This window comes from Pseudogracilibacillus sp. SO10305, assembly GCF_037072005.1.
GTDB lineage: Bacteria > Bacillota > Bacilli > Bacillales > Amphibacillaceae > Pseudogracilibacillus > Pseudogracilibacillus intestinigallinarum.
Window position 1 is genome coordinate 67,787 of sequence record NZ_JAXHDE010000007.1, and the last position, 25,248, is coordinate 93,034.

At 36.0% G+C, this 25,248-nt stretch carries 41 protein-coding genes; all 41 read right to left on the minus strand.

The window, feature by feature from the left end; all coding sequences use genetic code 11:
* Nucleotides 1–165: 165 nt before the first annotated feature.
* Nucleotides 166–327, minus strand: coding sequence for a hypothetical protein (locus tag SPD45_RS14405; protein ID WP_442962003.1), 162 nt, complete (start codon nt 325–327; stop codon nt 166–168).
* 157 nt (nt 328–484) lie between these two features.
* Nucleotides 485–655: a hypothetical protein gene (locus SPD45_RS07445; protein ID WP_336267111.1), complete on the minus strand. Its 171-nt coding sequence runs from the start codon at nt 653–655 to the stop codon at nt 485–487.
* Nucleotides 656–1,035: 380 nt separating this feature from the next.
* Complete coding sequence (locus SPD45_RS07450; protein ID WP_336267112.1) at nt 1,036–1,302, minus strand: CPCC family cysteine-rich protein; 267 nt, start codon at nt 1,300–1,302, stop codon at nt 1,036–1,038.
* Nucleotides 1,303–1,775: 473 nt separating this feature from the next.
* Nucleotides 1,776–2,663, minus strand: a complete 888-nt coding sequence (locus tag SPD45_RS07455) for a helix-turn-helix transcriptional regulator (RefSeq protein WP_336267113.1) — start codon at nt 2,661–2,663, stop codon at nt 1,776–1,778.
* 126 nt (nt 2,664–2,789) lie between these two features.
* Nucleotides 2,790–3,518 (minus strand): Fic family protein, encoded by a 729-nt coding sequence (locus tag SPD45_RS07460; RefSeq protein ID WP_336267114.1) that lies wholly within the window; start codon nt 3,516–3,518, stop codon nt 2,790–2,792.
* A 411-nt stretch (nt 3,519–3,929) separates the two neighbouring features.
* Entirely contained in the window at nt 3,930–4,334 is a 405-nt protein-coding gene (gene bleO / locus SPD45_RS07465) for a bleomycin binding protein (protein ID WP_001242578.1), read from the minus strand.
* 216 nt (nt 4,335–4,550) lie between these two features.
* Nucleotides 4,551–5,312: an aminoglycoside O-nucleotidyltransferase ANT(4')-Ia gene (gene aadD1, locus SPD45_RS07470; protein WP_001014230.1), complete on the minus strand. Its 762-nt coding sequence runs from the start codon at nt 5,310–5,312 to the stop codon at nt 4,551–4,553.
* Between the two features lie 527 nt (nt 5,313–5,839).
* Nucleotides 5,840–6,544 carry a Fic/DOC family protein gene (locus SPD45_RS07475; RefSeq protein WP_336267115.1) on the minus strand — a complete coding sequence of 235 codons (705 nt, stop codon included), beginning with the start codon at nt 6,542–6,544 and terminating at the stop codon, nt 5,840–5,842.
* Nucleotides 6,545–6,547: 3 nt separating this feature from the next.
* Nucleotides 6,548–6,733, minus strand: a complete 186-nt coding sequence (locus SPD45_RS07480; protein WP_336267116.1) for an antitoxin VbhA family protein — start codon at nt 6,731–6,733, stop codon at nt 6,548–6,550.
* A gap of 306 nt (nt 6,734–7,039) precedes the next feature.
* Nucleotides 7,040–7,834: an SMI1/KNR4 family protein gene (locus tag SPD45_RS07485; RefSeq protein ID WP_336267117.1), complete on the minus strand. Its 795-nt coding sequence runs from the start codon at nt 7,832–7,834 to the stop codon at nt 7,040–7,042.
* A 51-nt stretch (nt 7,835–7,885) separates the two neighbouring features.
* Nucleotides 7,886–8,482: a hypothetical protein gene (locus tag SPD45_RS07490; RefSeq protein ID WP_336267118.1), complete on the minus strand. Its 597-nt coding sequence runs from the start codon at nt 8,480–8,482 to the stop codon at nt 7,886–7,888.
* A 435-nt stretch (nt 8,483–8,917) separates the two neighbouring features.
* Nucleotides 8,918–10,294 carry a tetracycline efflux MFS transporter Tet(L) gene (gene tet(L), locus SPD45_RS07495; RefSeq protein ID WP_001574277.1) on the minus strand — a complete coding sequence of 459 codons (1,377 nt, stop codon included), beginning with the start codon at nt 10,292–10,294 and terminating at the stop codon, nt 8,918–8,920.
* Between the two features lie 33 nt (nt 10,295–10,327).
* The gene (locus SPD45_RS14410; RefSeq protein WP_012779615.1) at nt 10,328–10,390 is read right to left on the minus strand and encodes a tetracycline resistance efflux system leader peptide; all 63 of its coding nucleotides are present in this window, start codon (nt 10,388–10,390) and stop codon (nt 10,328–10,330) included.
* A gap of 314 nt (nt 10,391–10,704) precedes the next feature.
* On the minus strand, nt 10,705–11,097 hold the full coding sequence (gene rpsI, locus SPD45_RS07500; RefSeq protein WP_336267119.1) for a 30S ribosomal protein S9: 393 nt from the start codon (nt 11,095–11,097) through the stop codon (nt 10,705–10,707).
* Between the two features lie 18 nt (nt 11,098–11,115).
* Nucleotides 11,116–11,553: a 50S ribosomal protein L13 gene (rplM, locus tag SPD45_RS07505; protein ID WP_336267120.1), complete on the minus strand. Its 438-nt coding sequence runs from the start codon at nt 11,551–11,553 to the stop codon at nt 11,116–11,118.
* A 138-nt stretch (nt 11,554–11,691) separates the two neighbouring features.
* The gene (truA, locus tag SPD45_RS07510; RefSeq protein WP_336267121.1) at nt 11,692–12,441 is read right to left on the minus strand and encodes a tRNA pseudouridine(38-40) synthase TruA; all 750 of its coding nucleotides are present in this window, start codon (nt 12,439–12,441) and stop codon (nt 11,692–11,694) included.
* 15 nt (nt 12,442–12,456) lie between these two features.
* The gene (locus SPD45_RS07515) at nt 12,457–13,254 is read right to left on the minus strand and encodes an energy-coupling factor transporter transmembrane component T family protein (RefSeq protein ID WP_336267122.1); all 798 of its coding nucleotides are present in this window, start codon (nt 13,252–13,254) and stop codon (nt 12,457–12,459) included.
* Nucleotides 13,255–13,269: 15 nt separating this feature from the next.
* Complete coding sequence (locus tag SPD45_RS07520; protein WP_336267123.1) at nt 13,270–14,124, minus strand: energy-coupling factor ABC transporter ATP-binding protein; 855 nt, start codon at nt 14,122–14,124, stop codon at nt 13,270–13,272.
* Complete coding sequence (locus SPD45_RS07525; RefSeq protein ID WP_336267124.1) at nt 14,100–14,936, minus strand: energy-coupling factor ABC transporter ATP-binding protein; 837 nt, start codon at nt 14,934–14,936, stop codon at nt 14,100–14,102. Before SPD45_RS07525 ends, SPD45_RS07520 begins: the two co-directional genes overlap by 25 nt.
* Nucleotides 14,937–15,158: 222 nt before the next feature.
* A complete protein-coding gene (gene rplQ / locus SPD45_RS07530; protein ID WP_336267125.1) occupies nt 15,159–15,563 on the minus strand; it encodes a 50S ribosomal protein L17 in 405 nt (134 codons plus the stop codon).
* A 37-nt stretch (nt 15,564–15,600) separates the two neighbouring features.
* Nucleotides 15,601–16,545 (minus strand): DNA-directed RNA polymerase subunit alpha, encoded by a 945-nt coding sequence (locus tag SPD45_RS07535; protein WP_336267126.1) that lies wholly within the window; start codon nt 16,543–16,545, stop codon nt 15,601–15,603.
* Between the two features lie 173 nt (nt 16,546–16,718).
* Nucleotides 16,719–17,111 carry a 30S ribosomal protein S11 gene (gene rpsK, locus SPD45_RS07540; protein WP_336267127.1) on the minus strand — a complete coding sequence of 131 codons (393 nt, stop codon included), beginning with the start codon at nt 17,109–17,111 and terminating at the stop codon, nt 16,719–16,721.
* A gap of 21 nt (nt 17,112–17,132) precedes the next feature.
* Nucleotides 17,133–17,498 (minus strand): 30S ribosomal protein S13, encoded by a 366-nt coding sequence (gene rpsM, locus SPD45_RS07545; protein WP_336267128.1) that lies wholly within the window; start codon nt 17,496–17,498, stop codon nt 17,133–17,135.
* A 23-nt stretch (nt 17,499–17,521) separates the two neighbouring features.
* Complete coding sequence (rpmJ, locus tag SPD45_RS07550; protein WP_110396535.1) at nt 17,522–17,635, minus strand: 50S ribosomal protein L36; 114 nt, start codon at nt 17,633–17,635, stop codon at nt 17,522–17,524.
* A 34-nt stretch (nt 17,636–17,669) separates the two neighbouring features.
* A complete protein-coding gene (gene infA / locus SPD45_RS07555; RefSeq protein ID WP_336267129.1) occupies nt 17,670–17,888 on the minus strand; it encodes a translation initiation factor IF-1 in 219 nt (72 codons plus the stop codon).
* Nucleotides 17,881–18,201 carry a KOW domain-containing RNA-binding protein gene (locus SPD45_RS07560; RefSeq protein ID WP_336267130.1) on the minus strand — a complete coding sequence of 107 codons (321 nt, stop codon included), beginning with the start codon at nt 18,199–18,201 and terminating at the stop codon, nt 17,881–17,883. Before SPD45_RS07560 ends, infA begins: the two co-directional genes overlap by 8 nt.
* A gap of 26 nt (nt 18,202–18,227) precedes the next feature.
* Nucleotides 18,228–18,869, minus strand: a complete 642-nt coding sequence (locus SPD45_RS07565) for an adenylate kinase (protein WP_336267131.1) — start codon at nt 18,867–18,869, stop codon at nt 18,228–18,230.
* A 39-nt stretch (nt 18,870–18,908) separates the two neighbouring features.
* Nucleotides 18,909–20,201, minus strand: coding sequence for a preprotein translocase subunit SecY (secY, locus tag SPD45_RS07570; protein WP_336267132.1), 1,293 nt, complete (start codon nt 20,199–20,201; stop codon nt 18,909–18,911).
* Entirely contained in the window at nt 20,201–20,641 is a 441-nt protein-coding gene (gene rplO / locus SPD45_RS07575) for a 50S ribosomal protein L15 (RefSeq protein ID WP_336267133.1), read from the minus strand. Before rplO ends, secY begins: the two co-directional genes overlap by 1 nt.
* Before the next feature lie 27 nt (nt 20,642–20,668).
* Entirely contained in the window at nt 20,669–20,851 is a 183-nt protein-coding gene (rpmD, locus tag SPD45_RS07580) for a 50S ribosomal protein L30 (protein WP_336267134.1), read from the minus strand.
* A gap of 13 nt (nt 20,852–20,864) precedes the next feature.
* Complete coding sequence (gene rpsE / locus SPD45_RS07585; RefSeq protein ID WP_336267135.1) at nt 20,865–21,368, minus strand: 30S ribosomal protein S5; 504 nt, start codon at nt 21,366–21,368, stop codon at nt 20,865–20,867.
* A 21-nt stretch (nt 21,369–21,389) separates the two neighbouring features.
* Complete coding sequence (gene rplR / locus SPD45_RS07590) at nt 21,390–21,752, minus strand: 50S ribosomal protein L18 (RefSeq protein ID WP_336267136.1); 363 nt, start codon at nt 21,750–21,752, stop codon at nt 21,390–21,392.
* A gap of 33 nt (nt 21,753–21,785) precedes the next feature.
* A complete protein-coding gene (gene rplF / locus SPD45_RS07595; protein WP_336267137.1) occupies nt 21,786–22,325 on the minus strand; it encodes a 50S ribosomal protein L6 in 540 nt (179 codons plus the stop codon).
* A 31-nt stretch (nt 22,326–22,356) separates the two neighbouring features.
* On the minus strand, nt 22,357–22,755 hold the full coding sequence (rpsH, locus tag SPD45_RS07600) for a 30S ribosomal protein S8 (RefSeq protein ID WP_336267138.1): 399 nt from the start codon (nt 22,753–22,755) through the stop codon (nt 22,357–22,359).
* Nucleotides 22,756–22,784: 29 nt separating this feature from the next.
* The gene (locus SPD45_RS07605) at nt 22,785–22,970 is read right to left on the minus strand and encodes a type Z 30S ribosomal protein S14 (protein ID WP_336267139.1); all 186 of its coding nucleotides are present in this window, start codon (nt 22,968–22,970) and stop codon (nt 22,785–22,787) included.
* Nucleotides 22,971–23,000: 30 nt separating this feature from the next.
* On the minus strand, nt 23,001–23,540 hold the full coding sequence (gene rplE, locus SPD45_RS07610) for a 50S ribosomal protein L5 (protein ID WP_336267140.1): 540 nt from the start codon (nt 23,538–23,540) through the stop codon (nt 23,001–23,003).
* 22 nt (nt 23,541–23,562) lie between these two features.
* On the minus strand, nt 23,563–23,874 hold the full coding sequence (gene rplX, locus SPD45_RS07615; RefSeq protein ID WP_336267141.1) for a 50S ribosomal protein L24: 312 nt from the start codon (nt 23,872–23,874) through the stop codon (nt 23,563–23,565).
* 52 nt (nt 23,875–23,926) lie between these two features.
* Nucleotides 23,927–24,295, minus strand: a complete 369-nt coding sequence (gene rplN, locus SPD45_RS07620; RefSeq protein WP_336267142.1) for a 50S ribosomal protein L14 — start codon at nt 24,293–24,295, stop codon at nt 23,927–23,929.
* Between the two features lie 36 nt (nt 24,296–24,331).
* Nucleotides 24,332–24,595 (minus strand): 30S ribosomal protein S17, encoded by a 264-nt coding sequence (gene rpsQ, locus SPD45_RS07625; protein WP_336267143.1) that lies wholly within the window; start codon nt 24,593–24,595, stop codon nt 24,332–24,334.
* Between the two features lie 24 nt (nt 24,596–24,619).
* A complete protein-coding gene (rpmC, locus tag SPD45_RS07630) occupies nt 24,620–24,820 on the minus strand; it encodes a 50S ribosomal protein L29 (protein ID WP_336267144.1) in 201 nt (66 codons plus the stop codon).
* Complete coding sequence (gene rplP / locus SPD45_RS07635) at nt 24,810–25,244, minus strand: 50S ribosomal protein L16 (protein ID WP_336267145.1); 435 nt, start codon at nt 25,242–25,244, stop codon at nt 24,810–24,812. The genes rpmC and rplP overlap by 11 nt, the downstream gene beginning before the upstream one ends.
* Nucleotides 25,245–25,248 lie beyond the last annotated feature (4 nt).

Below are 25,248 nucleotides of genomic sequence, written 5' to 3' on the forward strand. Positions count from 1 at the left end.
TATAGATAACACTTTGTTAGATACTTATCTTCTTATTCAACAATCGCGTCAACTAATAGATCCTCGTCATACTTATATACTCCGATATTTGGAAACATCATTTAAATAAAAATTGTTATTAACAATAGAATGCGAAAAGCAATATTAACACTTTTGCATTAAACATTAAAATAATTTTCTACACATGTTTAATACGTTTTCAAGATCTTCGCTATGTAATTCTCCCAAATAACGTTTCAATTCTGTACCGTGAATGGAAGTGATTTTGGAAGTACGTACAACTGACGGTTTTAATAATCCTGCTTCTTCCCAATACTCCAAGACAATGTCAAATTGATTTCTTGGTTTCTAACTAGTAACTGGTGCAACAATAACATCTATATCCAAAGCTAATTCATTTCCGACAATAACAACAGGGCGCTGTTTAGTTTACCGTGTACCTTTAAATAAGACATCTGCCAACCAAACTTCACCCTGTTCAAATTTACTGCTCATTGTATATATCATCCTCTTCGTTATCCCACCAAGTATAGTTTTCACCCAGTAAAACAACGTCCTTAGCCATATATTTTTCTTTAATTTTCTTAAGTACCTTTTGACGCTCTTGCTCACTTAACATATCAATTTCTTTTAAGATTTTATCAGGAATAGACATATGAGTCACCTCCGATTACTATATATATTTATTATACCTTATTTTTACGATAACATAAATGTTCAATTTTTTTGAAAATATATATAGTCACTTTTATTTTCTTTAAAAGCTTAAATTCTCTCTATAACCGCTTCTATTTATTCGCATCTTTCCCTTCTTCACACCAAAAAAAACCTCTCCCACATAGGTGGAAAAGAGTTTTAAACGCAATAATATAAGATCAACGTTTTGAGTTTTATCAATCTTTGATTTGTGGATAACATGTCCAGTTGAATCCCATTCTATCAAAATCTTCATTTACTGAAAATGTATTGACAAGGATATAAACGGACTCATCTTCATTTGATTTACATCTTTTTGCATCATTTAATAAGCCTATGTCACAAAAAAGGGCTCCAGTTTATATCCTTTATGTCCGTTTCATTTGGTTTTCTAACATATTCAATACACCCTTTTTCAGAAGCACCAAATTCTAGAAAGTTTCTTTGTGCTTGTTTCAAAGATGGAATATTTGCTCCACCATCATAGTCTGGATCGTCATATTGAACATTGTCGTCTTCCCAGTAACATATTTCACAAATGTCAAAGCTCCCTGGTGGGTTTTCGTCTAATGTTTGGTAGCCACAACATGGACAAGTGTACTTCATATCATTATCACCCTATTCTTTTCCTAATCTATCCAAGCAACTGTTAATGAGAGTACATCCTTCTCACCTACACACATTTATTTGTAAATTATACAACTTTTTATTCCCTATGAACACAAAAACCCTCTCCCACCAAAGTGAGAAAGGGTTTGAATACATGATATAAAATCACTGTAAATATTAACGTTTTAAGTTTTACTGGCTATCAATTTATGGATAGCCTATCCATACGAATCCCTTTATATCAATGTCGTCATTTATAGAAAACGGATAGATAAGGATGTATTTGGACCCATATTCTTTTGACTTCCATCTTTCTGCATCATTATATAAACATTTTGTTAGATATCTTTCGACTGCACTATCTACTCGTCACTTCCAAACAAAAATCCAAGTCCAATTAAGAACGTTAGGAAATTCACAACAATTAATAGTTTACTCGAAATATTTTTCAGCAAGATCTCATTCCTCCTTTATTCTTTACTTTCAAAGTCTAAATTCACAGGTTGATCTGCTAAATGGGTTGGGCCTCTTTGTTCGGTCACTGGAACACTCTCGTCTACAACTTCAAAACAAAGTTCATCTATCCAAACTTGTCCCGACCCATTTAGCAACATTCCAAAGGCGATAGCTTCACTTTTTAATGGCACATCTAATACGACACTATAGTGGTTCCACTCATTTGTCCCCTCTATTGGTCGATTCATCATATTATCAAATGCCAGTACTTCTCCTGAAGAATGATCAACTCGCATCCATAGGCCAGCAGTCTCTTTCACATCTACTGTTTTAACAAAACCTGAAAATCTAACTCTTTCCCCTCTATAATGAGCAGCCTTTATATGTTGCATCAATGTAGCAAAACCATTTGCATTACTATTGTTTGATTTCAAATATGCTGACCGTTGTCCACTATGTACAGTGTGATGATCTAAACCTGCCTCATAATTAGACGGGGAGTCACCCGTCATAATCCAACCATTTGGAACTCCTTTTTTCATAACGATTTCATTCCTTTCCCTGTAAATGTCTCTCAACAATCGCCTATATTGGGCTGGTGTCATAAGATATATCTTTTTAAATGCTCTTGTAAAAGCTTCGTGGGATTGGAAGTGGTATAAGATAGCAAGATCAATGATACGAATATCTGTCCTAATTAATGTCTTTGCACTTTCAGTCATACGTCGTTCTCTAACGTATGCCGAAACTGATCTACCTGTAACTTTTCTAAATATGCGCTGAAAATGAAAACGTGAATAACCTACTTGTTTAGATAAAGCAAGTACGTCAATTTCTGCTGTTAAATGATTTTCAATATGTTCAAGTGCTTTTTGAATCGCTCTTTCGTAATCTTTATACACATTATTTCACTTCCTTTCCACTAACAACTTTAGTATATCTATCTCTTGGATATCATATTTGATTTTTTGTGCTATGTTAAAAAAGAGTATAAATCGTGTATGATTTATACTCTCATTTCATTTATACTATTTTATCGCCTTTAAGTAGAGATCCAGTGAGTCTTTTACTTCAGTTGCTACTAAAGAAATAAAATCCTTGTAATCTTGTGTTGTATGTGCTTCATCTAATGCTTCATAATAAGCTAATCGGTTTTCTACTTTAATAATAACTGGCGGATATCCGTCCTTCATTAATTCTAGATTAAGTAAGAGCCTTGCTGTTCTTCCGTTCCCATCGATAAATGGATGAATTCCTACAAAAATAGCATGTAACATTGCACCACGTTCAATTGCATTTAAATGACTGCTTTCATTTTTGTACCAATTTATCATAGCTTCCATTTTTTCCGGAATCAAAACAGCTGCTGGTGGTACGTGTTTTGCACCTGAAATAAATACTTGCTCTTCTCTGTATACACCAGCATTAGAATCATCTATTCCTTTTAAGACAAGTCTGTGGATATTCTTTATTTGCCATTCTGTAAGAGGATCTTCATCTTTAACTATTTCTTCTACATATAAAATCGCTTCTTGATGATTAATCACTTCTAAATGCTCACGTAATGTTTTCCCACCAACTGTTATACCTTCTAATACAACCTTGGTTTCATTCAGCGTTAATGTATTTCCTTCTATTGCGTTTGAGTGATATGTCCATTCTAAAAACAACTTTTCTTGAAGCGTTCGTAAAGTGTGCTTTGGTAGTGGACGTACTGCATCTAACTGTTCTTTCTTTTTTAAAATATCATTTAACAAGTGTATCACCTCTTTTTAATTCGACTATCCATGGCGTTATATTTATCTTATTATTGTACCATTTATTATAATATAGACCTATTATAAAATTTTCCATACAAAAACCCTCTCCCACCAAAGTGAGAAAGGGTTTGAAACGAATAATATAAAATTAACGTTTTGAGTTTTATCGGCTATCGAATTATGGGTAGCCTATTCATACGAATCCAGTTATATCAATATTTTCATTTATAGAAAATTGATTGATAAAGATGTACTTGGACCCATATTCTTTTGATTTCCATCTTTCTGCATCATTAGAAATCTAGTTGTTAATTAGATACTTAACTATTTATTAAACAAACGTGCCTTATCCTTGAATATCACTATGCCACAATCGCGCCCGATTGCTGAACAGATTAATAATAGATTTTAGCTTTTTATTTGTTGAAAAAAGCTAATCAAATTGTTGTCGGGATCAATTACTGCAAAGTCTCGTTCATCCCACCACTGATCTTTTAATGATGTATTGGGGTGCAAAATGCCCAAAGGCTTAATATGTTGATATAATTCATCAATTCCCTCTACTTCAATGCGGCAACTAGCAGTACCAGCAATAAACGACTCCGCACCTGTACAAACCGGTGAATCATTACTACGAGAGCGCCAGCCTTCATCACTTGCCTCCCATAGATGAATCCGAACCTCATTACACATTAGAACTGCGAATCCATCTTCATGGTGAACCAAAGTGAAACCTAGTTTATCGCAATAAAAACCTATACTCTTTTTAATATCCCCGACTGGCAATGCCGGGATAGACTGTAACATTCTCACGCATAAAATCCCCTTTCATTTTCTAATGTAAATCTATTACCTTATTATTAATTCAATTCGCTCATAATTAATCCTTTTTCTTATTACGCAAAATGGCCCGATTTAAGCACACCCTTTATTCCGTTAATGCGCCATGACAGCCATGATAATTACTAATACTAGGAGAAGTTAATAAATACGTAACCAACATGATTAACAATTATTAGAGGTCATCGTTCAAAATGGTATGCGTTTTGACACATCCACTATATATCCGTGTCGTTCTGTCCACTCCTGAATCCCATTCCAGAAATTCTCTAGCGATTCCAGAAGTTTCTCAGAGTCGGAAAGTTGACCAGACATTACGAACTGGCACAGATGGTCATAACCTGAAGGAAGATCTGATTGCTTAACTGCTTCAGTTAAGACCGAAGCGCTCGTCGTATAACAGATGCGATGATGCAGACCAATCAACATGGCACCTGCCATTGCTACCTGTACAGTCAAGGATGGTAGAAATGTTGTCGGTCCTTGCACACGAATATTACGCCATTTGCCTGCATATTCAAACAGCTCTTCTACGATAAGGGCACAAATCGCATCGTGGAACGTTTGGGCTTCTACCGATTTAGCAGTTTGATACACTTTCTCTAAGTATCCACCTGAATCATAAATCGGCAAAATAGAGAAAAATTGACCATGTGTAAGCGGCCAATCTGATTCCACCTGAGATGCATAATCTAGTAGAATCTCTTCGCTATCAAAATTCACTTCCACCTTCCACTCACCGGTTGTCCATTCATGGCTGAACTCTGCTTCCTCTGTTGACATGACACACATCATCTCAATATCCGAATAGGGCCCATCAGTCTGACGACCAAGAGAGCCATAAACACCAATAGCCTTAACATCATCCCCATATTTATCCAATATTCGTTCCTTAATTTCATGAACAATCTTCATTCTTTCTTCTCTAGTCATTATTATTGGTCCATTCACTATTCTCATTCCCTTTTCAGATAATTTTAGATTTGCTTTTCTAAATAAGAATATTTGGAGAGCACCGTTCTTATTCAGCTATTAATAACTCGTCTTCCTAAGCATCCTTCAATCCTTTTAATAACAATTATAGCATCTAATCTTCAACAAACTGGCCCGTTTGCTGAACAATAAATTTCCTTTGTAACTTTACTTAATCTCAGTGTATCATATTTCCGTGCTTTTAATTAAGCCTCTTTTATTATAATCAATGGGAAATTTAGAACACGAAAAAGGCACTAGCATCTCTACTAGCACCTCTGATAATTCATATACAAATTTTAATATTTACACCACATTTGCATCAAATCGTCCACAAACATTGATATAACAAGGCCGTATTAACGTTTTGAGTTTTAGCAAGTTGGACTTTATGTATAGTCAGTCCAGTTGAATCCCGCTCTATCAATATTTTCATTTATAGAAAATGGATTGATAAGGATATACTTGGACTCATATTCTTTTGATTTCCATCTTTGTGCATCCATTTATTCTGTCTCAAATGGCTTTTCGTTATATTTTGATACGTCGTATTGTTTAATAACCTTGTACTTATTAGCCCTTTCTTCATCAGACACCCTATAGCTACTGGACTCATTCAAAGCATCACCTAACATTCTAAATAAATAGACAGGTTCAGGGGATTCATCTACAGCAGCCAAAACAAGTGCTTTTCTTAAGTAACCTGGATGATTAGCAAGAATTTCATGTTTAAAATAGATATGATTTATTTCTGCAAACAACTTCATAAATATCGATACTGTACGTGTATTACCTTCCCTAAATGGATGTATACGCCAAAGATCAATCATCAATCTTGCAAAATCCTCTTCTAAATTAGGATTATCATTATTCCATTGAATCTGATTTGCCCAATTAAATACTTTTTGTAAATCATCAATTATTTGTTTTTTCTCCGAATAGTTGATTGATAATCCATTAAGAACTTGCTCAGATTTATAAATATTTACAGTGCGATATTCTCCAGCCCAAGTGTATATTTCTTCAAATAGATGCCGGTGAATTATTAGCAAACTCTTATGATATTGAAAGTTTAATTGTTGCACAATGGATTGTACATCTAATACATTTGCAATAAAAAACTGTGCTTCTACATCAATTAATTTTTCTGCATTTCGAATGTTCATCTTGTTTATTAATACATCTGTTCCTTCATATACATAAGGATCCATTGATTACGCTTCTTCTTTCGCATACTTTTTTATAATAGCTTCTTTTAATTCTTTTGAAGTAATGAGGCCTTCTTCATACTTTTTTAATAATACTTGTGTAAATACGCTTGGTTTTCCACCATCAATTGCGGCCATACCAACAGCAAATTCTATTTCACTTTTACGTTTTGAACGTGATGTTACCTGCATATTAAACACCTCTTTTTTTTAATTCTATATATCCATTATATCATATGTATTTTAGCTTTGAATATACATAAACACAAAAACCCCTTCCCACATAAGTAGAAAAGGGTTTGATATACGATAATGTAAGATTAACGTTTTGAGTTTTATCAGGCTTTGCTTTATAGATAGCCTATCTACCTGAATCCCGCTCCATCTATATTTTCATTCATACGAAATAGATAGGTGAGGACTTCAATGGACTCAGACCTTTTTGCTTTACATCCTTTTCTATCATTTGATTACCTGATCAAGTTCTTCAGGTGTCTATCACCATTCAATAATTTCTTTAATCCTTTTGTAATACTTCCGAACTTCTATTATTTTATGCTCTTTTACTTTATGTCCTAATAAGTCTAATGCCTCCCTCACTTCATCATTCAAGTCGATCTCTGAAATACGATTAAGCAAATAGTATAGTACCTCTGGTAATACAAATTCACTCTCTTCATTATCAATATCCATGATCCGATTCACCTGTGTAACAAGCCATGCCATAACACAATCAACTTCAGTAAAGTATAAGACACCGTCTGTTAAAGCAAATGGACTATCAGCTTCTTCAACAATCCTTTCAAACTCTTCTTCGGTATATACTTCTTCTGATTCAAACTCAATTACTTCAAGCGAATCATCTTCATATAACCCATCAATAAAATCTGTGAAATTTGTAGCTAACACATGATCTATTTCCAATTCTAAATCTATATAAGATACAGATGGGCATACATGGTTCTTTCTATAATCCAAAAATACCCATGTGTGCCCATCACCACTTAATAAAATAATATCCTCGGGAAGCTCCCATTCTTCACGCATCTCAATTGTTGTTAAAATACCTTTTTCTTCATTAGCGCTAATTCCATAAAGTTCTTCAACAGTTATTTCTTCATCTTTCATTTTAAAAGTATCTTTTCTAAGATACCCGCCATTTTGTATTTTCATTAAATTAACATAGTCTGCCGGCAATTTTAATTGTAACTTTTCTTCAACAATAGCTATTGTTTCATAATCAAATGAATCGAGTGCATCCATTTTATTTTCCCATAAATCATTAAAATTCATACCTATTTTTTACCTCCAAATAATCATTATTTATTAGTGTTGTAAAACTATTTAATCTTCCCAATAAAAAAGCGTATCTAACACTCTATATTCATAGGGTTCACGGTAAAATGTCGGAAGGTCAGCTTCAAATGGAAGGGGTTGATTGGCATATTCTTTATCTAATGATTCATAACCGAATTCTGTTAACACTTGGTACAGTTGGTACATCATTTCGTCAAATTTCTTATGCCTATTAAAGATATTTATCTGTCCTGGTAAGGGACTATAGCCACCACCAATGACTTCATTTGTTTCAACACGAACTGTCTCAGATCGTTCATCTTCACCATAAATAAATACTGGCGCTAAACGACTCACATTAAGTAAAACACCTGTTTTCTCATATTCTAAAACACCGTGCTCTTCTTTATCCTTTACGACTAGGACATCTTCTTTACGATAGCAGAAAAACTTGACAAAAGACGCATAGCCACTTCCATAATGATCAAATTCTGCTTCACAAATTATATTCGGAATACGCTTGATCCGGTAATATAACTGTTTAATATATGTTTCAATTTCTTCCACATTGTGCGTGTCATAAGGATAAGATTTACCAATGATTTCTCCCTTAATAAAAGCTTGTAACTGCTCATTAGAATACATTTTTCATACCTACTCACTTTTGTTTGATTTTTAAATTATATAACGTTTTATATTTTTTACATAGAAAAAACCCTCTCCCACATAAATGGAAAAGGGTTTGATATACGATAATGTAAGATTAACGTTTTGAGTTTTATCAACTTCTAATTTATGGATAAGCCATCCATCTGAATCCCGTTCTATCAATATCTTCATTTACTGAAAATGGATTGATAAGGATATACTTGGACTCATATTCTTTTAATTCCCATCTTTCTGCATCATTAGAAATATAGTTGTTAATTAGATACTTAACTATTTATTAAACAAACGTGCCTTATCTTTGAATAACACTATGCCACAATCGCGCCCTTTAATGGAACAAAAAGATTTGAATTCCTGTTATAAAAAAAGGATCAATTTTGAACTCTCTCCCAAAGTTGATCCCTTAACGATTTAGAAATCCCTTTGAGAATGTTTATATACATTCAAGGTAACCAGCCAACTAATGACAATGATTCCTGAAAAAAGTAATAACAAATTACTATACAGATAAGTTGACTGATCAACTTCCATAGGTAACAACCTTTGATCAAGTAAGGGTATGGATAATAAACCACCTACAATTGCAATACCTGTTCCCTCTGATAAAAAGCTGGTAAAGTTAAGCAAACTCATTCCAGCACCAGCTTCCTGCTGTTTCAAGCTACTTGAAACAATTGTTGATATAACTGTTTTGGTGAACGAAAGCCCACCTAAAACAAATACGATTATAATTGTCATGAACCATGATGTTGTTTCTAAAAGAAAGGAAGCAGTTAAAAAGCTAACAGAAAGAAATGTAACTCCGATGTTTAACACGTATAAAGGACCTCTTCTATCAACAAGTATCCCACCAATGTAGCCGAAAATAATGACACTCATTGTTCCAGGGAAAATAATTACACTTCCGATTTCGGCAGTACTTAGCTGGTGAACATCTTTCATCATATAAGGAACCATAGAGACAAACCCTGCTACTGTTCCAAATATAATTCCCCCACAAAGAACTCCAATCATAAAAGGTATATTTTTCCCTAATCCGGGATCAACAAAAGGATCTGTTACTTTCCTGATATGTTTTACAAATATCAGGAATGACAGCACGCTAACGATAAGAAAAGAAATGCTATATGATGTTGTAAACAACATAAAAAATACAATGCCTACAGACATTAGTATAATTCCTTTGATATCAAAATGACCTTTTATCCTTACTTCTTTCTTTAATAATTTCATAAGAAACGGAACAGTGATAATTGTTATCATAGGAATGAGTAGAAGATAGGACCAATGAATATAATGGGCTATCATTCCACCAATCGCTGGACCGACTCCTTCTCCCATGGCTACTATCGATCCAATAAGACCAAATGCTTTACCCCTATTTTCCTTTGGAATATAGCGCGCAACTACAACCATTACGAGTGCTGGAAATGCAGCTGCACCAGCCCCTTGAATAAAACGAGCCATAATAAGTAAGGAAAAGAAAGAATGGCCAACAAACCCAATTACCGACCCGAAACAATTTATTATAATTCCAAATAGGAGTAACCTTTTGATGCCTAATTGATCAGATAGCTTTCCATATACAGCTGTTCCAATGGAAAAGGTTAACATAAAGGCTGTGTTCACCCAGTTTGTACTCGCAGGTGGTTTATTAAAATCATTTGCAATATCAGGTAATGAGACGTTCAAAACCATTTCATTTAATACGCTAAAAAAAGATAAAATGCAAAGCCAAATTAAAATTTGGTTGTGTCGTAAATTCGATTGTGAATAGGATGTATTCACATTTCACCCTCCAATAATGAGGGCAGACGTAGTTTATAGGGTTAATGATACGCTTCCCTCTTTTAATTGAACCCTGTTACATTCATTACACTTCATAATTAATTCCTCCTAAACTTGATTAAAACATTTTACCACATATAAACTAAGTTTTAAATTCAGTATTTCATCACTTATACAACAATATGGCGCGTTTACTGAACAATAAAATTCCTTTGAAACTATACTTAAGTCCACTGTATCATATTTCCGTGCTTTCATAAAACCTCTTTTATTATCTACTGAGGAAAATTTAACGCACAGAAAAGGTACTAGCATTTCTGCTAGTACCTCTGATAATTCATATACAAATTTTGATATTTGCACCACATTTGCATCAAATCGCCTACAAACGTTGATCTGATAGGATCGTATTAACGTTTTGAGAATTGTGGTTTACGACGTGCTCCACGAAGACCGTATTTTTCACGTTCTTTCATACGAGAGTCACGAGTTAAGAAACCTTCAGACTTTAATGTCTTACGGTAATCAGGATCTACCTCTAATAAAGCACGAGCTACTCCGTGACGGATTGCTCCAGCTTGACCAGTAAATCCACCGCCTTGAACGTTAACTAAAACGTCATACGATCCTTCTGTTTCTGTAGCAACTAAAGGTTGCTTCACAATTAAAAGTTGAGTTTCATATGGGAAATAATCTTCCGCATTATGTTTGTTTACGATCACTTTACCAGATCCCGGTACTAAACGTACACGTGCTGTAGACGTTTTGCGGCGACCTGTTCCATAGTATTGTACTTGAGCCAATGGTTTAACCTCCCTTTATTATCCCTTTAATACGTATTCTTCTGGTTTTTGTGCTGCATGGTTATGTTCTGCTCCACGGTAAACGTGTAACTTCTTGAACATTTTACGTCCTAAAGATCCTTTTGGTAACATACCTCTGATTGCAATTTCAATCATTTTTTCTGGATCTTTTGTTACCATGTCATATGCATTACGCTCTGTTAATCCACCTGGGTGACCAGAGTGACGGTAATACATTTTGTCGTTTAATTTGTTTCCAGTTAATTGAATCTTCTCTGCATTTACGATAATTACGTTATCACCAGTATCAACATGTGGTGTATATGTTGGCTTATGCTTTCCGCGTAAGATTGAAGCAATTTCAGAAGCTAAACGTCCTAAAGTTTCGCCTTCTGCGTCAACTACATACCACTTACGTTCTACAGTGTTATCATTTGCCATAAAAGTAGTTCGCATTGTTTTCCCTCCAAATTGTTTCCTCATTCATTATTCATCTATATTCACACAATTAGTTTCCGGGGCTAATTATGGATTAGAAATAATTTACCAATGACCATCATACACTAAAAACCCCACATTTGTCAATGGTTTATGCTAATTATTTTCATATTTTACATGCCATAAATAGAGTCCTTCGGGAGGAGCTGTTTTCCCTGCAAATGTACGATCTTTTGCAGCAAACATTTGTTCAATATCTCTTTCAGTCGTCTTTCCACTACCAACTTCTAACAACACTCCGACGATAATACGCACCATATTATATAAAAAACCGTTCCCGCGCAAAATAAATGTAATTTCGTCATCATTTTCTTCACAACGAACTTCATTTAACGTTCTCACTTTACTTCCTTTTACCGTGGATCTTGCAGAACAAAAAGATGTAAAATCATGTGTGCCCTCAAACAGCTTACAAGCTTGTTGTATTTTCTCTATTTGTAATGGATATGGATAGTAGTACATATAATTTCGTTTAAAAACGTCTCGCTCTTTTTTGTTTAAAACGATATAACGATACTCTTTTTCCATCGCATCAAATTGTGCATGAAAATTGGCCTCCACTTCCTCTACATGAACGACAAATAGATCATTTGGCAAAAGCGCATTTAATGCCTTTTGCCAATTTTCTGGCGGCATTTGCAACCTCGTATCAAAATGTGCTACTTGTCCTCTTGCATGAACACCACTATCGGTCCTTCCAGAAGGATAAAGCCGAACTGGATTGCCTTTATGTATTTTCGATAAGGCTTTTTCCATTTCAGCTTGGACAGTTCGTTTATTCGGTTGTATTTGAGACCCCGAAAAATTCGTTCCATCATAACTAAATGTACATTTTATTTTCTGCATGCCATGTACCTTCCTTTACTGTCGCACAAAAAAGAGTGCTACAATGACGAATGTAAATAAAACAAAACTTATATAATCACGCTTTTCATACGCTAATTCTCGTAATTTCGTTCGACCTTCTCCACCTTGATATCCTCTAGCCTCCATTGCCATTGCAAGCTCCTCAGCTCGTTTAAACGCACTGACGAACAATGGAACTAACAACGGAATGATTGCCTTTAAACGTTCTTTAAATGGCCCTGTACGAAAGTCTACCCCCCGTGAAGCTTGCGCTTTAGAGATCTTATCTGTTTCCTGCATTAATGTCGGAATAAACCGTAAAGAAATAGACATCATTAATGCAAGCTCATGTACAGGAAACTTCACTTTATTTAATGGATGTAACAAACTCTCGATTGCGTCTGTTATTTCTATCGGAGTCGTCGTTAAAGTTAATAGCGACGTCATTAAAACGAGTAATAAAAATCGTAATGAAATGACAAGTCCTTGAATCACTCCACCTAAGTGAATTTTTATTGCCATAAACTCATATAAAACAGGTCCTGTCTTCGTTAAAAACACATGTAATAAGAAGGTGAAAACGATTAAAAACCAAATTGGTAATAAACCTTTTATAATAAAACGAAAAGGAATCCGTGTCGTTAAAATGACAAATAAAACAAATAACGTTAACAGTGTGTAACTATATGTATTGTTTGCGAAAAAAACAAAAATGACGTAAAAGAAAATAATGATCATTTTTGTACGTGGATCTAATTTATGAATAAATGAATTTCCTGGTACATATTGTCCGATAATCATCGAATTACCCATTGAGCATAAATCTCCTTATTTTAAGACAGATACAATCTTTTCCGCCATTGTATCTATCGAATCGTTAGTAAGTGGAAAGCTTGTCCCAAATTGTTCGTTAAATTTTTGGATGAATTGAATAGATTCGGGGACTTGCAGATGTACTTTTTCAATTGCTTCTTTCTGTACAAAAATTTCTTCTGGTTTCCCCTCCATATATAGTTCACCTTGATTTAATATAATAATATAGTCGGCATATTTTAACGCATCTTCCATACTGTGTGTAACGAGAATAGTAGTAGCGTTTTCTGCTTGATGAATATCGTAGAACATATCCATCATTTCTTTTTGTCCTTTTGGATCAAGCCCAGCAGTTGGTTCATCTAGAACATATACTTTCGGTCTTGTTGCAAGCACCCCTGCAATTGCTACACGACGCATTTGCCCTCCACTTAATTCAAATGGGGAGCGTGTTAATAGTGCATCATCTAAGCCAACTAATGGTGTCACTTGTTTAATACGTTCTTTTACATCTGTTTCTGACACCCCAAAGTTCATCGGGCCAAACGCAATATCCTTTTCTACTGTTTCTTCAAATAATTGATGCTCTGGATATTGGAATACAACACCGACTTCACTACGTAATTTCTTCATTTCCTTTTCTTTTTCATCTTTTGACAAAGTATAAGGGCCAATTGATACTTTACCTTTTGTCGGGCGTATTAGTCCGTTTAAATGTTGAATCAATGTTGATTTTCCAGAACCTGTATGCCCGATAATTGCTGTAAATGATTTTTCTTTTATACGAAACGAAACATCATTTAATGCTTTATGTGCAAACGGCGTATTTTCTTGATACACGTATGTTACATGTTCGAATGATATGTCCATAGTTCCTCCATCATTTCCTTCATAGTTAATGGGGCCTTTTCTAAATAGATACCCTTCTCCTTCAATTTCTCATATAGCTGCGAAATGAATGGGATATCTAAGCCAATATGTTGTAGTGCCTTTCCATGATTCAATACATGACGTGGGGTACCTTCTTCCCAAATTTCCCCTTTATTTAATACAATTACACGATCTGTTTGGATGACCTCGTGTAAATCGTGTGTAATCGTAATGAGTGATAATTGGTCTTTTTCCTGGAGATGTTTTATCGTCTCCATTATTTCCATGCGTCCTAGTGGGTCTAACATAACGGTCGCTTCATCCAAAATTAGAACTTGTGGTGAGACTGCAATAACACCTGCGATGGCAACACGTTGCTTTTGACCCCCTGATAGTCGGTGTGGCTCGGTCAAACGATAATCTGTCATATTAACTGCTTCCAACGATGAAGCGATACGTTCAACCATAAGTTCACGTTCGAAACCACGATTTTCCATTCCAAAAGCAACATCATCTTGTACAGTAGCACCGACAAATTGATTGTCAGGATTTTGAAAGACCATCCCTACTTCTTTACGAATATCCCAAATGGACTCTTCTGTTAAAGCAATGCCATTTACGAATATTTCACCTTCTTGAGGAAATAAAAGACCATTCATTAGTTTAGCAATAGTCGATTTTCCAGAACCGTTATGCCCGATTATAGCGACAGATTCATTATCGTAAATCGTAAAAGATACATCCTTCAACACCCACGGTCCGTCTTGCTCATATTTAAATGATACGTTTTTAAATTGTACTACTTGATTCATTTTTCGATGCCTCCATGGGCTTTTTTCTTCTTTCATTATACATGATTCATAGTGAAAATGTGTATGAATAGTATAACACATGATGAATGGGTGAAGATTAACGTATTTGTTTGAGGAGTAACGGGGGTTGATCATTTTTTAACTGAAGAAGAGGACGTGGATAAACAAAAAAGGGCCTGGTTCATTCTCTATAAAAGAGAACTTCCCTGCCCTTCCTATTATTTATACTAACTCGATGATAGCGATGTTTGCACCGTCACCACGACGAGGACCTACTTTAAGAACACGAGTATATCCACCTTGTCTATCCTCATAGCGTTCTGCAAGCTCCCCAAAAAGCTTATCTAATACAGTTTCAACTGCATCTCTTTCTTCTTTCACAAGCTCTTTGTTTGCATCGATTAATTCACCATCAAGTACTTTCTTTTTGTATAAGAATTGAGCTGCTTGACGACGAGCGTGTAAATCTCCACGCTTACCTAATGTAATCATTTTATCTACAGTAGATCTTAACTCTTTTGCTTTCGCTTCAGTTGTTTCTACTCGTTCGTGAACGATTACGTCTGTTGTTAAATTTCGTAATAAAGCCATACGAGTTTCCGTACTACGACCTAACTTTCTTGCCATGAGTATCCCTCCTTTTCACTACATGACGATTTCGTAATTATTCGTCATTGCGTAAGCTTAAATCTAATTCAGCTAGCTTGTTTTTCACTTCATCTAGTGATTTACGACCTAAATTACGCACTTTCATCATATCTTCTTCTGACTTTGTCGTTAATTCTTGAACTGTATTAATTCCCGCACGTTTTAAACAGTTGTATGAACGAACAGATAAGTCTAGTTCTTCAATAGTCATTTCAAGAACTTTTTCTTTTTGATCCTCTTCTTTTTCGACCATTATTTCAGCTTTTTGTGCATCATCCGTTAATCCAACAAAAATGTTTAGATGTTCTGTGAAGACTTTAGCCCCTAAAGAAACAGCTTCTTCTGGACGGATGCTACCATTCGTCCAAACATCAAACGTTAACTTATCATAGTCGGTAATTTGCCCTACACGCGTGTTTTCTACTTGATAAGAAACACGAGATACAGGAGTGAAAATTGAATCGATTGGAATAACTCCAATCGGCTGATTTTCAGTTTTGTTTTCTTCAGCAGGACGATAACCACGACCACGTTCTGCTGTAAGTTTCATATACAATTTACCAGTACCATTTAATGTTGCAATAGGAAGTTCAGGATTTAAAACTTCTACATCACTGTCATATGTTAGATCAGCGGCTGTGATAACACCCTCCCCTTGAACATCAAGTTCAAGAACTTTTACTTCTTCTGAGTAAATTTTGAGTGCTAATTTCTTTAAGTTTAAAATAATCGTCGTTACATCTTCGACCACACCATCAATCGTTGAAAACTCATGTAGGGCACCATCGATTTGAACAGATGTAACTGCGGCACCTGGAAGTGAGGATAAAAGGATACGGCGTAAAGAGTTACCTAACGTAGTACCATATCCTCTTTCAAGTGGTTCTACTACGAATTTACCGAATGTAGCATCATCACTAATTTCCACCAGTTCTATATTTGGTTTCTCGATCTCAATCATTCCATTAAGCCCTCCTTTAAAACTAACGCCTAACCTTATAAAAGGTTAATCATTATACCTTTTTGTCTTGATCCGTACGTTAAAAATATAAAGAGCAATTGTTTTGTTGACCTCAACAAAACAAAGCATTCTTTATAACATTATTGACAGAGTAAACAATTCTAAACGGTAAATTATACGCGACGTCGTTTTGGTGGGCGACATCCGTTATGTGGTACAGGTGTTACGTCACGGATAGCAGTAATTTCTAATCCTGCTGCTTGCAGAGAACGGATTGCTGCTTCACGACCAGCACCTGGTCCTTTAACAGATACTTCTAAGTTTTTCATGTTTGCTTCTAAAGCAGATTTTGCTGCTGTTTCAGCTGCCATTTGTGCTGCAAAAGGAGTTGATTTACGAGAACCTTTAAACCCAAGCGCTCCAGCTGAACTCCATCCTAAAACGTTACCTTGTTGGTCTGAAATTGTAACAACTGTGTTGTTAAACGTAGAATGGATATGCGCAATACCTGATTCGATATTCTTTTTCACACGACGTTTACGTGGTGCATTTGTTTTACGAGCCATATTATTCGGTTACCTCCTTTATTAGTCTTTCTTCCCAGCGATCGCAACACGTGGTCCTTTACGTGTACGAGCATTATTCTTCGTATTTTGACCTCTAACTGGAAGTTTACGACGGTGTCTAACTCCACGGTAAGATCCAATTTCTGTTAAACGTTTAATGTTTAAAGAAACTTCACGACGTAAATCCCCTTCAGTTGTGTAACTATCTACTGCTTGACGAATTTTTGTTAATTCTTCTTCAGTTAAGTCACGAACACGAGTGTTTTCAGAAACTCCTGCTTCAGCTAAAATAGCTTGTGCACTTGTTTTACCGATACCATAAATAGATGTTAATCCAATTACAACTCGTTTATCTCTTGGGATATCAATACCTGCAATACGTGCCATACGTCCATTCACCTCCAAAAGGATTATCCTTGTTTTTGCTTATGTTTAGGGTTTTCACAAATAACCATTACTTTCCCTTTACGTCTAATAATTTTGCACTTTTCACAAATTGGTTTTACTGATGCTCTTACTTTCATCTAATTTACCTCCTTCGATATCGGAGCTTACTTACTATTTGTAACGGTAAGTAATTCGACCTTTCGTTAAATCGTAAGGTGATAACTCTACTGTTACTTTATCTCCTGGTAAGATGCGGATGAAATGCATACGGATTTTACCTGAAACATGTGCAAGCACCGTATGTCCGTTTTCAAGCTCTACATTGAACATTGCGTTCGGCAATGTTTCGGTAACAACACCTTCAACTTCAATTACATCGTCTTTAGACATCGTTCCTGTCTCCCCTCTCTAAATCAGCCACAACTTCACTTGCGTATTTCGCTATAGCAAATCGCAACTTTCCGTTGGAGACACGATTAGTCTCCAAAAGACTTTTTCTCACTTCGCTTGAAATATATGGTGTTTCTTCAAAGTGATGTATATTTTTCTTCTTAGGTCGATCGTACTTCCGTTTGTCACCATCTGCAAGTAAAACAAATCGATCATTGATATGTTTTATAACGATAGCGAACCGACCTGTCTCTCGACCTCGCGTTATTCGAACAATCTGTCCTAATTGTGGAACATTATGATCCTCTGACAAAGCGTTCACCTACACTTATGTTTATATTAAGAAAGCTTTTCAACAATATCTGCAAAAACTTTATCAATATCTTGATCACCATCTACAGTGATTAGTACACCTTTAGACTCATAGTAATCAAGTAACGGCTTCTGTTGTTCAATATTCACTGATAAGCGTTTTTGAACTGTTTCTTCCGTATCATCTTCACGTTGTATAAGTGCCGCACCGTCTTTATTACAGATCCCTTCTTGTTCCGGTGGGTTATAGACTACATGATATGTTGCTCCACAAGTTGGGCAAACACGTCTTCCTGTTAATCGCTCTAAAAGTTTTTCAACAGGAACATCTACATGAATGACATAATCTATTTTCTTACTTAATTTATTCGTAATCTCGTCCAGTGCTTCCGCCTGAGGAATCGTTCTTGGAAAACCGTCTAATAAAAATCCTGTGTCACAGTCTTTCATTGCTAAACGTTCTTCCACAATACCGTTCGTTACCTCATCAGGAACTAATGCACCTTCATCCATATATTTCTTTGCCTGTTTACCAAGTTCTGTCTGCTCTTTAATAGCTAAACGGAACATATCTCCAGTTGAAATATGTGGAATATGATATTTTTCCTTAATCTGTTCTGCTTGCGTACCTTTTCCGGCACCAGGAAGTCCCATTAAAATTAAATGCACTTTCTTCGCCTCACTCTCACGTTTCACGTTTTAAAAGATTTAACGAATAAATCCTTTATAATGACGTTTAACTAATTGTCCTTCTAATTGTTTCATCGTTTGTAATGCTACACCTACAACGATTAGCAAGCTCGTTCCACCAATCTGTACTGCTTGCGGAAGATTCGCTAAACCACCTAATAAAATAGGCATAACAGACACAGTTGCTAAGAAGATAGATCCGACGAATGTTAAACGATACATAACACGTGTTAAATACGTTTCAGTGTTCTGACCTGGACGAATGCCTGGTATATATCCACCTTGTTTTTGTAAGTTTTCAGCCATTTGTTCAGGGTTTACTTGAACAAATGTATAGAAGTAAGTAAATGCAATAATTAGAACGACATATAAGACCATTCCAATCGGTTGCGTGTAATCAAATACCATTTCGATATATGATGCAGCCTTACTTCCTTCAAAGAAACTTGCAACTGTTCTAGGTGCTACGATAAATGCGATAGCAAAAATAACTGGAATAACACCTGCTGCGTTAACCTTTAATGGTAAATGTGTAGAGTGTCCACCAACTGGTGATCTATTTACTAAACGTTGTGCATATTGAATTGGAATTTTACGCTCTGCTTGTTGGATGTAGATAACTCCTACAATAACAGCGATAATAACTAGCACAATTAATGCAACAATAACGATATTAATAAACAAATCATCTCCAGGGTTCATGAAGTATTGGCCATAAAGCTGTTTTACTCCATTTGGCACACCTGCTACAATCCCCGCAAAAATGATAATTGAAATACCATTTCCTACGCCATGCGCTGTAATTTGTTCCCCTAACCACATTAAGAACGCAGTTCCACTAGTTAAAACAATCGCAATTACTAAGATTTTCACGAAGTTTGGATCTATAATTAAAAGGCCACCAGCCATCGCGTTAAATCCAATCGACATTGCAATTCCTTGAACAAATGCTAATACAATTGTTCCGTACCGTGTAACTTGCGCAATCTTTTTACGACCCATTTCACCTTGACTTTTCCATTCAGTAAACTTTGGGACAACATCCATTTGTAATAACTGCATAATAATAGATGCAGTAATATATGGCATAATTCCCATAGCTAAAATGGAGAAGTTCTGTAAAGCTCCACCACCAAACGTATTTAGAAATCCAAATACGTTTTGTTGGTTCATAAAGTCGATTGCTTCTTTATTTGTATATGGCACAGGAATGAAAGTTCCTATACGGAAAACAACGAGCATTAGCAATGTAAAGACAACCTTCTTCCTAATGTCTGCTACACGCATGATGTTTGAGATTGTACGAAACATTAAATCACCTCGATTTTTCCGCCTGCTGCCTCAATTGCTTCTTTAGCTGCATTAGAAAATTTATGAGCTTTAATAGTTAGTTTCTTTTCAAGAGTTCCGTTCCCTAAAACTTTTACTCCAGATTTTAAGTTACTTACAACACCAGTTTCAATTAATAACTCAGGTGTTACTTCTGTATTATCTTCAAAACGATTGAATGCGTCTAAGTTTACAATAGCAAACTCTTTACGGTTAATGTTCGTGAATCCACGTTTTGGTAAACGTTGGAATAAAGGTGTTTGACCACCCTCGAAACCTAAACGAACTCCGCCGCCTGTACGAGCGTTTTGACCTTTATGTCCTTTTCCAGAAGTCTTTCCGAATCCTGAAGCCATTCCACGTCCTAAACGTTTACGAGCTTTTCGACTTCCTTCATTTGACTTTAACTCATGAAGTTTCATTGTCGCGCCTCCTTTATACGTTACTGATTACAGTTCTTTTACTGATACTAAATGTGATACTGTGTTGATCATTCCTCTAATTGCAGCTGAATCATCTTTTGTAACAGTATCGTTAATTTTTTTCAGTCCTAACGCTTGAACTGTTTTAACTTGGTTTTCTTTACGACCAATTACACTACGGTTGAGGGTAATTTCTAATTGTTTAGACATTGTGTTTCCCTCCTTATCCTAATAACTCTTCAACAGATTTCCCACGTAATTTCGCAACGTCTTCTGCAGTCTTTAAGTTCTCTAATCCATTAATCGTTGCGCGAATCATATTAACCGGATTGTTTGAACCTAATGACTTCGTTAAAATATCACCGATTCCTGCTAATTCTAATACCGCACGAACAGGTCCACCAGAGATAACTCCTGTACCTTCTGCAGCAGGTTTCATTAATACGTTACCAGATCCAAAACGTCCGTTAATTTCATGTGGAATAGTTGTACCTACGATAGGTACTTCGATTAAATTCTTTTGTGCGTTTTCGATAGCCTTTTTAATCGCCTCAGGTACTTCTAGTGCTTTACCAGTACCGAAACCTACGCGACCATTTTTGTCTCCTACTACTACAACAGCAGCGAAACGGAAACGACGACCACCTTTTACAACTTTTGCTACTCTTCGAATCGTAACAACACGTTCTTCTAATTCATTTTTGTTAGTGTCAGCTTTGTTATTCAACGTATAGGTCCCTCCTTCTTATTAAAAGTCTAAGCCAGCTTCGCGAGCTGCTTCAGCTAAAGCTTTTACTCGTCCATGATAAATATATCCACCACGGTCAAATACTACTTCTTTATGTCCTTTTTCAATCGCACGTTCAGCGATAAGCTTTCCTACTTGTTCAGCTGCTTCAACATTACTAGTTGAATCAAGGTTTAATCCTTTATCTTGTGTACTCGCACTAACTAATGTAACACCTTGTTCATCATCGATTAACTGAGCGTACATATTTTTGTTAGAACGGAATACGTTTAAACGAGGACGCTCTGCAGTACCAGAGATTTTCTTACGAACACGTCCATGAATTCTTTTACGAATTGCGTTTTTGCTAGGTTTTGTGATCATGTAATTGCCACTCCTTTCAACCTAAGTAGTCTATTACTTAGCAGTCTTACCTTCTTTACGACGTACATATTCGCTTTTGTAACGAATACCTTTTCCTTTATATGGTTCAGGTGAGCGGATAGCGCGAATGTTTGCTGCCACTGCACCAACACGTTCTTTATCAATACCTTTAACAATGATTTCAGTGTTTTTAGGTACTTCAAATTCCATGTTCTCTTCTACTTCTATTTCAACAGGGTGTGAGTAACCAGCGTTGATTACTAATTTATTACCTTGCATTTGCGCACGATAACCTACCCCGATAATTTCAAGTTCTTTTTGGAAACCTTTCGATACACCTTCAACCATGTTTGCGATTAAACTACGTGAAGTTCCGTGTAATGAACGGTTCTCTTTTTCGTCGTTCGGACGCGCTACAGTAATTTCGTTTCCTTCTACGTTAACTTCCATTACTGAGCTAATTGTTCTAGTTAATTCACCTTTAGGACCTTTAACTGTAACCGTGTTGTTATCATCCACGTTTACTTCAACGCCTGCAGGGATCTCGATTACTTTTAAACCGATTCGTGACATTCTATTCCACCTCCTAAATTAACAATGTATATTACCAAATATACGCTAATACTTCTCCACCAACAGCTTGTGCGCGTGCTTCACTATCAGATAAAACACCTTTTGATGTTGATACGATAGCAGTACCTAATCCGTTCAGCACTCTTGGTACCTCATCAGCTTTTGCGTACACACGTAGGCCTGGTTTACTAATTCTTTTTAAGCCAGTAATCACTCGCTCATCGTTTGCTCCGTACTTTAAGAATACTCTTAATACACCTTGTTTATTATCTTCAATTACTTCATAATCACGTACATAACCTTCACGCTTTAAAATGTCAGCAATTTCTACTTTCACTTTAGAAGACGGTAGTTCTAATTTCTCGTGACGAACTACGTTAGCGTTACGAATACGTGTTAACATATCTGCGATTGGATCTGTCATAACCATTTAACATTACCTCCTTCCTGAATTTACGATTACCAACTAGCTTTTTTAACACCAGGAATTTGACCCTTATGGGCAAGTTCACGAAAACAAATTCGGCATAGTTTAAATTTACGAATTACTGAATGTGGACGACCACAACGTTCACAACGTGTATATTCACGTACTTTGTATTTTTGTGGGCGTTGTTGTTTCGCTACCATCGATTTTTTAGCCACAATTTTTCCTCCTTAATTCAAATTCCGTACTTATTTTTGGAACGGCATTCCGAACTGAGTTAATAACTCATGAGATTCTTCATCCGTATTAGACGTCGTTACGATAACGATATCCATTCCACGTACTTTGTTTACTTTATCATAGTCAATCTCTGGAAAAATTAGTTGCTCTTTCACACCTAAAGTGTAGTTACCTCTTCCGTCAAACGCTTTGTTCGATACTCCACGGAAGTCACGAACTCGTGGTAATGCAACACGTACAAGCTTTTGTAAAAACTCATACATTCTCTCGCCACGTAAAGTAACTTTCGTTCCGATTGGCATTCCTTCTCTTAAACGGAATCCTGCGATTGAGTTTTTAGCACGTGTAACAACTGGTTTTTGTCCAGCGATTAATGTAAGTTCTTCCACAGCGTTATCTAATAATTTAGAGTTCTGAACTGCGTCACCTACACCCATGTTAATAACAATCTTTTCGATTTTTGGTACTTCCATTACTGATTTATAGTTAAACTTTTCCATCATAGATGGTACGATTTTTTCTTGATAAATCTGCTTTAATTCGTTCATTACAAGTTACCCTCCTTTCGCTTTACTTATCTAAAGGTTCACCAGATTTTTTAGCGATACGAACTTTCTTTCCGTCAACCTCTTTATATCCAACTCTTGTCGGTTCACCTGATTTTGGATCGATAGGTAAAACATTTGAAACATGAATTGGAGCTTCTTGATTTAAAATTCCACCTTGTGGATTATCTTGTGAAGGTTGAGCATGGATTTTCACCATGTTTACTCCTTCAACAAGTACACGTTCTTTTTTAGGATATGCTTCTAAAACTGTCCCTTGCTTTCCACGGTCTTTACCAGAAAGCACTTTAACTTTGTCACCTTTTTTAACATGCATTAATAACGCACCTCCTGTTTACACAATATACTTGCGCTCTTTAAAATTATTTTTATAGTACTTCTGGAGCTAGAGATACGATTTTCATGAATTTAGCATCACGCAGTTCACGTGCTACTGGACCAAAAATACGTGTGCCTCGCGGGCTCTTGTCATCACGAATAATAACTGCCGCGTTTTCGTCGAAACGGATGTATGAACCATCTTTACGACGTACACCTGTTTTCGTTCTTACGATAACAGCTCTAACTACCTCACCTTTTTTGACAACGCCTCCTGGTGTTGCTTGTTTGACTGAACATACGATTACATCACCAATATTAGCTGTTTTCTTCCCAGTTCCACCTAATACTTTAATCGCCATTACTTCACGAGCACCAGAGTTGTCTGCGATTTTCAAACGAGATTCTTGTTGGATCATTCTTATTTACCTCCCTTTACCGAAACTTTTACTGCATTAAATAATTACTGCTTCTTCTACAACTTCTACAAGTCTGTAGCGTTTCGTCTTAGAAAGTGGTTTAGTCTCCATAATACGTACAACGTCATTTACTTTTGCAACATTGTTCTCATCATGTGTAACCATTTTCTTCGTATGCTTAACACGTTTACCGTATAAACGGTGTACTTTATATGATTCTACAGCAACGATGATTGTTTTATCACCTTTGTCAGATACAACACGTCCTGTATATACTTTACGATTATTTCGTTCACTCATGGTTGAGGTGACCTCCTCTCAAGGTTAATTATTAACGCTTATTTCACGTTCACGAGCAACTGTTTTTAAGCGAGCGATCGTTCTTTTTACATCATTAATACGAGCAGTGTTCTCTAATTGACCAGTAGCTAACTGGAATCGTAGGTTGAACAGCTCTTCTTTCATCGACTTGACATTTTGTTCAATTTCGGCAGTGGTTAATTCTCTAATATCTTTAGCCTTCATTGATTTCACCACCAATTTCTTCACGTTTAACAAACTTAGTCTTAATCGGTAGTTTATGAGAAGCTAAACGTAATGCTTCACGAGCAACTTCCTCTTCAACTCCCGCAATTTCAAATAATACTTTACCTGGCTTAACTACCGCTACCCATCCTTCTAGAGCTCCTTTACCTGAACCCATTCGAACCTCTAGGGGCTTAGATGTGTATGGTTTGTCTGGGAAAATTTTGATCCATACTTTCCCACCACGTTTCATATAACGAGTCATCGCAATACGTGCAGCCTCAATTTGGCGGCTCGTAATCCAAGTTGACTCTGTAGCTTTTAATCCGTATTCTCCGAATGTTACTTCTGTACCGCCTTTAGCGTTACCTTTCATACGTCCTCTGTGTTGTCTACGATATTTAACACGTTTTGGCATTAACATATGT

What these genes read in the sequence shown, in the direction of transcription:
- rpsM (WP_336267128.1), bottom strand. Translation starts at nt 17,498, where the DNA reads ATGGCACGTATTGCAGGTATTGATATCCCAAGAGATAAACGAGTTGTA.
- rplR (WP_336267136.1), bottom strand. Translation starts at nt 21,752, where the DNA reads ATGATCACAAAACCTAGCAAAAACGCAATTCGTAAAAGAATTCATGGA.
- rpmC (WP_336267144.1), bottom strand. Translation starts at nt 24,820, where the DNA reads ATGAAGGCTAAAGATATTAGAGAATTAACCACTGCCGAAATTGAACAA.
- rplN (WP_336267142.1), bottom strand. Translation starts at nt 24,295, where the DNA reads ATGATCCAACAAGAATCTCGTTTGAAAATCGCAGACAACTCTGGTGCT.
- SPD45_RS07520 (WP_336267123.1), bottom strand. Translation starts at nt 14,124, where the DNA reads ATGGACATATCATTCGAACATGTAACATACGTGTATCAAGAAAATACG.
- rpsK (WP_336267127.1), bottom strand. Translation starts at nt 17,111, where the DNA reads ATGGCTCGTAAAACAAATGCACCACGTAAACGTCGTGTGAAAAAGAAT.
- rpsQ (WP_336267143.1), bottom strand. Translation starts at nt 24,595, where the DNA reads ATGAGTGAACGAAATAATCGTAAAGTATATACAGGACGTGTTGTATCT.
- rplO (WP_336267133.1), bottom strand. Translation starts at nt 20,641, where the DNA reads ATGAAACTTCATGAGTTAAAGTCAAATGAAGGAAGTCGAAAAGCTCGT.
- SPD45_RS07475 (WP_336267115.1), bottom strand. Translation starts at nt 6,544, where the DNA reads ATGGATCCTTATGTATATGAAGGAACAGATGTATTAATAAACAAGATG.
- secY (WP_336267132.1), bottom strand. Translation starts at nt 20,201, where the DNA reads ATGTTTCGTACAATCTCAAACATCATGCGTGTAGCAGACATTAGGAAG.
- rplX (WP_336267141.1), bottom strand. Translation starts at nt 23,874, where the DNA reads ATGCATGTTAAAAAAGGTGACAAAGTTAAAGTGCTTTCTGGTAAAGAC.
- SPD45_RS07525 (WP_336267124.1), bottom strand. Translation starts at nt 14,936, where the DNA reads ATGAATCAAGTAGTACAATTTAAAAACGTATCATTTAAATATGAGCAA.
- SPD45_RS07445 (WP_336267111.1), bottom strand. Translation starts at nt 655, where the DNA reads ATGTCTATTCCTGATAAAATCTTAAAAGAAATTGATATGTTAAGTGAG.
- rplQ (WP_336267125.1), bottom strand. Translation starts at nt 15,563, where the DNA reads ATGGCAAGAAAGTTAGGTCGTAGTACGGAAACTCGTATGGCTTTATTA.
- infA (WP_336267129.1), bottom strand. Translation starts at nt 17,888, where the DNA reads ATGTCTAAAGACGATGTAATTGAAGTTGAAGGTGTTGTTACCGAAACA.
- rpmJ (WP_110396535.1), bottom strand. Translation starts at nt 17,635, where the DNA reads ATGAAAGTAAGAGCATCAGTAAAACCAATTTGTGAAAAGTGCAAAATT.
- SPD45_RS07515 (WP_336267122.1), bottom strand. Translation starts at nt 13,254, where the DNA reads ATGGGTAATTCGATGATTATCGGACAATATGTACCAGGAAATTCATTT.
- rplE (WP_336267140.1), bottom strand. Translation starts at nt 23,540, where the DNA reads ATGAACGAATTAAAGCAGATTTATCAAGAAAAAATCGTACCATCTATG.
- rplF (WP_336267137.1), bottom strand. Translation starts at nt 22,325, where the DNA reads ATGTCACGAATCGGTTTAAAAGTAATCGAGATCCCTGCAGGCGTTGAA.
- SPD45_RS07480 (WP_336267116.1), bottom strand. Translation starts at nt 6,733, where the DNA reads ATGCAGGTAACATCACGTTCAAAACGTAAAAGTGAAATAGAATTTGCT.
- rplM (WP_336267120.1), bottom strand. Translation starts at nt 11,553, where the DNA reads ATGCGAACTACTTTTATGGCAAATGATAACACTGTAGAACGTAAGTGG.
- truA (WP_336267121.1), bottom strand. Translation starts at nt 12,441, where the DNA reads ATGCAGAAAATAAAATGTACATTTAGTTATGATGGAACGAATTTTTCG.
- SPD45_RS07535 (WP_336267126.1), bottom strand. Translation starts at nt 16,545, where the DNA reads ATGATTGAGATCGAGAAACCAAATATAGAACTGGTGGAAATTAGTGAT.
- rpmD (WP_336267134.1), bottom strand. Translation starts at nt 20,851, where the DNA reads ATGTCTAAACAATTAGAAATTACCCTCAACCGTAGTGTAATTGGTCGT.
- rpsH (WP_336267138.1), bottom strand. Translation starts at nt 22,755, where the DNA reads ATGGTTATGACAGATCCAATCGCAGATATGTTAACACGTATTCGTAAC.
- SPD45_RS07485 (WP_336267117.1), bottom strand. Translation starts at nt 7,834, where the DNA reads ATGAATTTTAATGATTTATGGGAAAATAAAATGGATGCACTCGATTCA.
- rplP (WP_336267145.1), bottom strand. Translation starts at nt 25,244, where the DNA reads ATGTTAATGCCAAAACGTGTTAAATATCGTAGACAACACAGAGGACGT.
- SPD45_RS07490 (WP_336267118.1), bottom strand. Translation starts at nt 8,482, where the DNA reads ATGTATTCTAATGAGCAGTTACAAGCTTTTATTAAGGGAGAAATCATT.
- SPD45_RS07450 (WP_336267112.1), bottom strand. Translation starts at nt 1,302, where the DNA reads ATGAAGTACACTTGTCCATGTTGTGGCTACCAAACATTAGACGAAAAC.